Raw genomic sequence first — 8863 nt, 5'->3', positions numbered from 1 at the left:
GGCTTCATGCCGTATCCCAGGAAGAAATAAACAGGCTTATAGTTCATAAGGCGTTTGAAGGAAAGACGGTCTGCCGCCTCAAAGGAGGGGACCCGTTCATCTTCGGGCGGGGGGCCGAAGAGGCTCAGACACTTGCCCAGGCTGGCATACCATTTGAGGTGGTGCCAGGCGTGACATCCGCCATAGCCGTCCCTGCATATGCAGGCATCCCGCTTACCCACCGGGCCTGCACCGCATCCGTTGCCTTTATAACAGGCCATAGAAAACTGGATGCAGAGGAAGCAGATGTGGACTGGGAAGGGCTTGCAAAGGGCGTAGGCACCCTTGTCTTCTTGATGGGCATGACGAATCTTCCTGAAATAGTAAAAGAGCTGATCAAATATGGACGCCCCCCTGACACGCCAGCCGCTGTCATAAATTGGGGCACGACGCCGCTCCACAGGTCCGTCATCGGCACACTCAAAGATATCGTCGGAAAGGTAAAAGATGCCGGCATCAAACCCCCTTCTATAATCGTAATCGGGGATGTAGTAAAACTCAAAGACGAGATCAATTGGTTTGAATCAAGACCACTGCTCGGGAAAAAGATACTTATAACACGCGCAAGGGAACAGGCAAGCACACTCTGCGCCATGCTTGAGGAAAAAGGGGCCTATACAATAGAACTCCCAACTATTGCAACCATAGAACATGACGACCATGCCGTGCTGGACGAAGCTATCTCCCGCCTTTCATCTTTTGACTGGGTGGTATTTTCCAGTGAGAATGCGGTCCAATTCTTTTTCAAACGCCTTTTTTCCCTGGGCCTTGATCTAAGGGCGCTGTCCGACATAAAGATCGCGGCCGTAGGACCCGGAACAACAGGATACCTAGCATCTATGCACCTAAAGACAGACCTGATGCCGCAACAAGACTTCAAGGCAGAGGGCCTTGTGGAGGCATTCAAGGGCCTGGATATAAAAGGCAGGCGGGTGCTCATTCCAAGGGCCGAAAAGGCAAGAGACGTGCTGCCAGAAGGCCTTAAGGCCCTCGGCGCCGATGTCGATGTGGCTGTCTTATACAAAACCATTGCGCCTGAAGCGGACCCAAAGGTCATTGAAGAATTGAAAGATAGCGATATAGATGTCGTCGTCTTTACAAGCTCTTCAACGGTCAAAAACTTCCTTGATATTGTGCCAACCGAGCTGGGAGACACCCTGCTTAAAAGAGCAGCTGTCGCGTGTATTGGGCCCATTACTTCAAAAACTGCGCGCGATCTGGGATTTAGTGTGGAGATAGAGCCGAGCCGCTCAACCCTTGACTGTCTGGTTGCGGCTATAGAGTCCTATTTTGCAGGTTAATTTCTCAAAGGTCTCCATGGACCCAACCGCCCTAAAGGAAAGGCTTGAGGATCTTTACACCAGATTTAACAGGAGGGAGCTGGTTCACCCCGATCCACTCGAATTTCTCTATAACTATCCCGAACCCATGGACAGGGAGATCGCAGGGCTGATCGCATCATCACTTGCCTATGGGAGGGTTGGACAGATATTGAAGAGCGTCTCAATAGTCCTTAACAAATTAGGCGACCTTCACAAATCCCTTTTAAAACTCAGCCGCTCCGAACTCTTTGACATGTTTGACGGCTTCAGGCACCGCTTTACAGGCGGGCAAGAGATTGCCGCACTCCTCTTCGGCGTCAAAAAGGTAATCGAGGACAACGGCTCTCTGGAAAGATATCTCATGTCCTTCATCAATCCCTTGGATGATACCATCTCCCCTGCCCTTTCCAAATTCATAAGGGGCATCTGCGCCGCATCCGGCGTAAAGTCCATGTATCTGTTGCCCGATCCAGCGATGGGAAGCGCGTGCAAAAGACCATTCCTCTTTTTAAGATGGATGGTCAGGTGCGATCAAGTGGATCCAGGCGGTTGGCATGGGATCCAGCCTTCGATGTTGTTAGTCCCTGTCGACACCCATATGTTCAAGATCGCCAAACATCTTGGATTTACCATCAGAAATCAGGCCGATCTCAAAACAGCCGTTGAAATTACAAATAAATTTAAAAAGATAAATCCTTCTGATCCGGCAAGATATGATTTTGTCCTTACACGCTTTGGCATAAGACCTGAAATGGATCGTTCGATCCTGATATCAGAACTAAAAAAGCAAAGGGCGCGCACCCCTAAAGACCACTTCGATTGTTGACTAAAGGTGATAAAATCATATTTTTAAAATGACAAACGATCTTTCTATAATCCAAGACTTTCTGGTATAATTTTTTTTAATAATCTGAAAGAAATGCAAAGATGAATATATATTGTCCTACAGATCCACCTGAGTTTTCATCAGTCCTGGCCAGAATCCGTCAAAAACACGACGACTACGAAAACTATGCATTTAGCATACTCCAGGACAGGGCTATAATGGCATTTTTCGATCTCGCCCAGGAATATGAGACTCTGGACAACTTCTATAGAATCTGTGTCTTTGTCCCAAAGGAATTTTTTGATTTCGACTGCTGCCTTTACTTGGTAGACGCCGAGACCAAGCGTCTCCAAATGGCCTGCGACTCATTGACAGGATTGTCCGTATGCGGCATGGAGCCTCCGCCAGAGATCAGGATAAGCGATTCATCTTATGAAGCCGGTGACTCATTCGTAAGTCCTATAAAGGGCAATCTCAGATGGCTGGCTGCCAAACCTCCGGCCAAGGCAGATGAGGTGATAGGGATGTTTGAGGTCTTCCCGCTATCATATTTCGGAGAAAAAGACAAGCTATTCTTTGAGAAATATGCAAATAGGATAGGCTATAACCTCCATCACAAGATGATAACCATTCAGAATGAAAAACACCTAAAATTCATAAATACCCTGATCGCCGATATTGAGCACAATGTAATTACACCAAATATGCTCTACAAGGTCTTTCTTAATAACTTCCGCAAAAGACTCTCAGAGATGGAAGAAATATACAAAACATGGAGCGAAAAGATCGAAAGTCCTGAATGTAAAAATTGTAAACAAGTCAAAGAGATCGAAAAGCTACGTCTTGATGCAATCAATATCCATGCAGAACTTATAAAGCAATACAATGAAATCGAAAAACACTATCAAAATACCAGCCTCTTTTTGGAAAGTCTACTTCGGAGAGAACACTTTGAAAAAGGTGCTTTTGTATTGAGGCGCAAGCCATGCAACTTCAGAAAAGAGATTATCGAGCCTCAACTGGACCGATACAGGGCAAGGCTTGAACGCAGAGGTATACGCATAGATGAACACCTAGGCGGCATACCTGACGAGGAGATACCCCTGGCTGTTGACATAGGCCTTATCTCTCAGGTCTATGCAAATCTTTTTTCCAATGCCGAAAAATATTGCGAAGAGGTACCTAACGAATTCGGACAGCCAGTAAAATTCATGGCCTATGGACGTGAAATCATAAAAGACTTCTTTGGGAAAGGCAGACATGGAATAAAATTCAACGTATTCACTACAGGGCCTCATCTTGATCAGGAAGATGCAAGAAGGATATTTAATGAAGGCATGAGGGGTAAAAATGTCGGGAACAAACCAGGAACAGGTCATGGACTGCACTTTATAAAAAAAATAATAGAAGTGCATGATGGTGTGGTTGGCTATGAACCAACTCCCTTGGGCAATAACTTCTACTTCATACTCCCGCTGCAGGGCAACTCGCCGCAAGACCAAAAAACTGAACAATCGGCAACAGGGGATGCCTGTCCGGTCTGAACGTCACTCGCCGTAGGTCAACCTTATGACTTTTCCAAAGTTATCAGAAAATCTCAATCCGGAACAACTCGAAGCCGCCATGACACTGAAAGGTCCGGTGTTGGTTATAGCAGGGGCCGGAAGCGGCAAGACGCGGACCCTTGTATTCAGGGTGGCAAACCTCGTACGATCCGGGATCGAGCCGTTCAGGATATTGCTCCTAACCTTCACGAAAAAGGCGGCATCCACCATGCTGTCAAGGGCGTCGGAACTCATAGGACAAAGGTGTGAACAGGTAGCCGGCGGCACATTCCATGGCTTTGCAAACAGTATGCTGAGGAGGTATGCCCATGTTGCAGGCTACCCCAAGACCTTCACTATTCTTGACCGATTGGATGCCCAAGACCTGCTGCAATTCCTGGCAAAAGAACTTGGACTTGCAGGCCCAGGCAAACACTTTCCTGGCAAGGCCGCCCTTGCCTCCATTGTAAGCAAGGCTGCGAACAGAGACCTAGGCATAGACGGCCTGTTTGAAAAGGAGATGCCGCATCTTCTGCCTGAACTTGATGGAATGAAAAGGCTCGTATCAGTATATAACGAATATAAAAAGGTCCATGCCCTCATGGACTATGACGACCTCCTCATCGTCTGGAGGGATGTCCTCAAGACAGACTTAAGCGTAAGGGAGGCTATAGGCGATAGATTCCAATATATCATGGTGGACGAATATCAAGACACAAACACCATCCAGGCGGAGATCATCCGCCTGATGGCGACTGGTCACGACAATGTAATGGCGGTCGGAGACGACGCACAGTCCATCTACTCCTTCAGGGGGGCGAACTTCAAAAATATCCTTGATTTCCCAAAGGTCTTTCCAGGTACAAAGATAATAAAACTGGAGAGGAACTACAGGAGCACCCAGCCCAATCTGGACTGTACAAACGCTATCATCGCTAATGCGCAGGAACGTTTTGCAAAACGGCTGTTGGCGCAAAGGACGGGTGGCAGGCCGCCCAGACTCTATATAGCAAGAGACGAGCAAGACCAGGCGCGGTTTGTCGCTGAAGAGATATCGAGGCTGATCAAAAGTGGACATCGGCCGTCCGAGACGGCGGTGCTCTTCAGGGCTGGTTTTCATTCCTTCCATATAGAGGCTGAGCTCAAAAACCGCTCCATCCCGTTTATAAAACGAGGCGGGATGCTGATGGCTGAAGCGGCTCACATAAAAGACCTGCTCTGCCTCATGCGCCTGCTAATAAATCCGCTGGATCGTCTCGCGCTAAATAGGGTCTTATTCATGTTTGAACGTCTGGGTGAAAAGGGAGCGGAAAAAATATTCGCCGATATGGTCAAGAGCGACGATCCCATTGAACGCCTGACAGGGTATGAGACCAAAGCCGCCTGGGGGGATGCCGTAAGAGGGCTTGGAGCATTGATAAAAGGACTGCAAAATACCCAGCTGGGCCTTCAAGATATAATAGCCAGGCTTACAGACTGGTATAGGCCGCACCTTGAACGCATTCATCCAGAGGACTATCCGAAACGTCTACAGGAACTCGATTACCTGAGGGGTATAGCCGTCCGCTATGAAGACGCCGTCTCCATGCTTGCGGACCTCGTACTTGAACAACCGGAAGAAGACGAGGCAGGCAGCAGTGACCGCGACCGCATCTGCCTCTCGACCATACACTCGGCCAAAGGTCTCGAGTGGAAAACGGTCATCATCATATCCATGGCTGAAGGGCGATTCCCAACGACAGGTGCAAGAGATGGAGATCTCCTCGAAGAGGAACGCAGACTCTTTTATGTGGCATCAACACGGGCAAAAGATAACCTCTATTTCTGCTATCCAGCCTTCATAACTGTCTCAGGTTCAGGCCTTATGCCAGCCAAACCGTCGAGATTCCTGAAAGAGATACCATCAAACTTTATAGAGATAATAAAATCAAAAGATGACGCCACGTATAGATCCGACGGCGGCGGTGCCCGGTGCCGACAACCTGGATATCAAAGAGACTATGATAATACGCAAGCGTCCGCTGCAGTCGAGACAGAAGCTGCAGCAATGGACGAGCCAGGGATGTTCAAGGCGGGCGAGAGGGTTAGACATCCCATCTTCGGCCCGGGCAGGGTGACACAGATTATGGGGCATGAAAAGGTCAAGGTCTTCTTTGATGCAACAGGAGAAAAGACCCTGCACCTTGCATATGCAAAACTTAGTCGCATAGGAAGATAGATGACGAACATCTTGTATCTCAGAAGCGTATTTACAGGTGAAGACATATATTTTAATCGGTTCATCGAGAGACTTGATACGGATCGCTTCAGGCCTATCATATGTTATCTGCGCGGACCTGTGCCAAAGGATACCGAGCTAGCCCAAAAGGGATATGAGGTCTTTGGATTGCCGTATAAAAGACAAGAGCTCAGGTATTTCAATCCAAAAATTATTTTTGAGTTAAAAAAGATATTGGCGAAAAAGAACATAGGTATTGTTCATGCATATCGTCACAAACCAACTGTATATGCAGTGCTTGCTGCGTTTACAAATAAAGACATAAAGATTATATCTCATGTCTTATCTACAAGACGAAGCAGATCGATAAGCAGAAAGCTTCAAAATTTGATACTGATGCAGCGAGTAGATGCAATAATAGGCGTATCCGCTGCGGTAAGCGATGATATCAAAAAAAACAACTATCTTATTGACCAAAAAAAGATAAGAACCATCTATACCAGTGTCGATCTGGAGAGATTTGTGTCGCTACCGGATCAAAAAACAGCACGCTCACGCCTCGGCCTCCCCCAAGATGGGTGGATCTGGGGCACAATCGGGAGGCTTGCCCCGGTAAAAGGCCATGACATACTGCTCAAGGCCTTTGCGGCAGGCAATCTAGGCAGAAAGGGCTGCCATCTGGCCATCGCAGGCGACGGAAGGCTGCGCGCTTGGCTCGTTCAGGAGGCTGAGAAGCTGGGCATAGCCGACAATGTGACCTTTCTCGGTCATATAGCCGATATCCCCTGTTTTTTGGCAACACTCGATGGATTCGTATTTCCATCCAGACAGGAAGGGCTTGGCCGTGCACTCATAGAGGCCCTTGCAGCTGGCCTACCATGCGTCGCCAGCCGGATAGGCGGCATAGAAGAGATACTACAAAGGCTATGCGCGGACGGCCATGCGTTTCTTGTGCCCCCTGAAGACGACCTAGCCCTTTTAAGTGCCATGGAAGACGTAATGAACAAAGACCAGGGCTGGCGGGCTGATGTAGCGTCGGCATCAAAGGATGCCACATTTCTCTTCGGGATCGACGGATTTCTGAAACAGATGGATGCAATGTATAGTGATCTTGTCTCTAAATAATCTTAGCCTTTTCCCGAAAACTGAGCCGTTGTCAGGTCAGCAATCCCTGTCTGGAACCTCGAAAGCGAGCCCGCACCTCTCCAAATTTTTTATTGATAACGTTAAATCCGGCTTATTTTGACCATGGCCTTTTTGACAATCTTGTATCTGAAAACTCAAAAAGCACAGGGTCCAGCCTTAAGATCGACCCACAATCGCCATTATTAATAATAACAGATTTTTGTGACTAACGTCTAAACCGAAGATAAAAAGCCGACTTGCCGCGAAACATCCCTCTGAAGCGCTGATGGGCTAGGTATGTGTAGTCAAAAGCTAATGTAGCAATCTCCCCTTTGGTGTCTATATGTCTATATCAAAGACACCTCCAGCTCCTGACATCCCGAGTTCAGCTTAATAGAGGCTGCGTAAATGTAGGATCTGGACTCAGGATGCACATATGGTGCCGAAGGGGGGACTCGAACCCCCACGGGTCTCCCCGCCACCCCCTCAAGATGGTGTGTCTACCAATTCCACCACTTCGGCGATTATAATCTTGTAATAATCGTCTAATGCCTCGCGTGCCTATCAGATCAAATTACGGTCATTTTTTTGTTTTTGCACCAGGCACCCCTGCAGGAGCTGTTTTATTGCCCCCTGTCGTCTTGGTGGTGCTGGTTTCCGGTGCGGCAGGGGAAGCTGGCTGCGTAATTTTTACATTCTGCATAACAGACTCCGCCCCGCGCCTTGAAGACATATAGGTAAGGCCCAGCGATGTAAGCATAAACGCCACCGCCAACGCGGTGGTAAACTTGCTCAAAAAACTGGCTGGCCCTGCACTGCCAAAAACCGCCTCGCTTGAACCAAAGACAGCGCCCATCTCGGCACCTTTGCCTTGCTGCAACAAGACGGTAATCACCAACAAGGCACAGACAATCACATGTATAACGACTATAAATGCAAACATCACCCTATTTTACAGCGAACCATATCAGCGAATTTTTTGGGATCGAGCGACGCGCCGCCTACCAGTACCCCGTCAACATCAGGCATGGCGACAACCCCCTCGACATTTTTCAAATTAACTGAGCCACCATACATTATCCGGATACCATCTGCAATAGTTGAATTGAAATTTTGGCCCAGATATGAACGGATATGTGAATGCACATCCTGAATCTGATCCAATGCAGCGGCCCTACCTGTACCTATAGCCCAAACCGGCTCATAGGCCAGGGCGATCTCGCCTAACATACCTTGGTCGATCTCTGCCAAGGCCGAAGAGATCTGCCTGTCAAGCACTTCGAATGTTAGACCAGCCTCTCTCTCATCAAGCTTCTCACCAATGCAAAGCATGGGTTTAAGACCTGCATCCAAGGCAGACCGCACCTTCCTAGCTATCAGCCTGTCATCTTCGCCGAAGATATGCCTCCGTTCCGAGTGTCCAAGTATGACCCATCTGACCCCAAATTCCTTTAACATCACAGGGGACACCTCGCCAGTAAACGCCCCTTCCCTCTCAAAATACATATTCTGGGAGGCAAGCGAAACAGAGATGCCACTCCGCATCATCTGAGATGCAGCGGCCAAGGCGGTAAACGGGGGCGCTACAACCACCTCACGCCCTAAAATCCCATCTATGGCAGGAAGAAATACACTAAAAAAGTCCCTTGTCTCCGCCGCAGTCTTGTTCATCTTCCAGTTTGCAGCAAAAATTGGGATCCTCTTGAAATGACCCATTACCTTGCACACCCCTCCAACGCCACTATCCCTGGCAGTTCCTTACCCTCCAGCAGCTCCAGAAAGGCCCCAC

General features: G+C 48.3%; 7 protein-coding genes and 1 tRNA gene. 5 read left to right on the top strand and 3 right to left on the bottom strand.

Going from position 1 to position 8863, the window contains the following annotated elements; all coding sequences use genetic code 11:
- The 5 genes from cobA to ACP5SG_RS08400 form a co-directional block, all read left to right on the top strand.
- The coding region (gene cobA / locus ACP5SG_RS08420; RefSeq protein WP_428123514.1) for a uroporphyrinogen-III C-methyltransferase at positions 1–1340 on the top strand (1340 nt) is incomplete at its 5' end.
- Positions 1341–1356: 16 nt separating this feature from the next.
- On the top strand, positions 1357–2187 hold the full coding sequence (locus ACP5SG_RS08415; protein ID WP_237888444.1) for a TIGR02757 family protein: 831 nt from the start codon (positions 1357–1359) through the stop codon (positions 2185–2187).
- Between the two features lie 101 nt (positions 2188–2288).
- Positions 2289–3731: a sensor histidine kinase gene (locus tag ACP5SG_RS08410; RefSeq protein WP_424661363.1), complete on the top strand. Its 1443-nt coding sequence runs from the start codon at positions 2289–2291 to the stop codon at positions 3729–3731.
- 25 nt (positions 3732–3756) lie between these two features.
- A complete protein-coding gene (locus ACP5SG_RS08405; RefSeq protein WP_424661364.1) occupies positions 3757–5949 on the top strand; it encodes an ATP-dependent helicase in 2193 nt (730 codons plus the stop codon).
- A complete protein-coding gene (locus tag ACP5SG_RS08400) occupies positions 5950–7074 on the top strand; it encodes a glycosyltransferase (RefSeq protein ID WP_237888447.1) in 1125 nt (374 codons plus the stop codon). It begins immediately after the preceding gene.
- Positions 7075–7511: 437 nt separating this feature from the next.
- Here ACP5SG_RS08400 and ACP5SG_RS08395 read toward each other — a convergent pair.
- The 3 genes from ACP5SG_RS08395 to tpiA form a co-directional block, all read right to left on the bottom strand.
- Positions 7512–7596: transfer RNA gene (locus tag ACP5SG_RS08395), tRNA-Leu, on the bottom strand.
- Positions 7597–7654: 58 nt separating this feature from the next.
- Entirely contained in the window at positions 7655–8017 is a 363-nt protein-coding gene (gene secG, locus ACP5SG_RS08390; RefSeq protein ID WP_237888448.1) for a preprotein translocase subunit SecG, read from the bottom strand.
- Positions 8017–8790: a triose-phosphate isomerase gene (gene tpiA / locus ACP5SG_RS08385; RefSeq protein ID WP_237888449.1), complete on the bottom strand. Its 774-nt coding sequence runs from the start codon at positions 8788–8790 to the stop codon at positions 8017–8019. The genes secG and tpiA overlap by 1 nt, the downstream gene beginning before the upstream one ends.
- Positions 8791–8863 lie beyond the last annotated feature (73 nt).

The sequence above is a fragment of the Dissulfurimicrobium sp. genome, assembly GCF_049968175.1.
GTDB lineage: Bacteria > Desulfobacterota > Dissulfuribacteria > Dissulfuribacterales > Sh68 > Dissulfurimicrobium > Dissulfurimicrobium hydrothermale.
This window is presented reverse-complemented; position numbering and strand designations above follow the sequence as displayed.

Coding starts and splice junctions, on each gene's coding strand:
- ACP5SG_RS08415 (WP_237888444.1), top strand. CDS start 1,357: ATGGACCCAACCGCCCTAAAGGAAAGGCTTGAGGATCTTTACACCAGA.
- ACP5SG_RS08410 (WP_424661363.1), top strand. CDS start 2,289: ATGAATATATATTGTCCTACAGATCCACCTGAGTTTTCATCAGTCCTG.
- ACP5SG_RS08405 (WP_424661364.1), top strand. CDS start 3,757: ATGACTTTTCCAAAGTTATCAGAAAATCTCAATCCGGAACAACTCGAA.
- ACP5SG_RS08400 (WP_237888447.1), top strand. CDS start 5,950: ATGACGAACATCTTGTATCTCAGAAGCGTATTTACAGGTGAAGACATA.
- secG (WP_237888448.1), bottom strand. CDS start 8,017: ATGTTTGCATTTATAGTCGTTATACATGTGATTGTCTGTGCCTTGTTG.
- tpiA (WP_237888449.1), bottom strand. CDS start 8,790: ATGGGTCATTTCAAGAGGATCCCAATTTTTGCTGCAAACTGGAAGATG.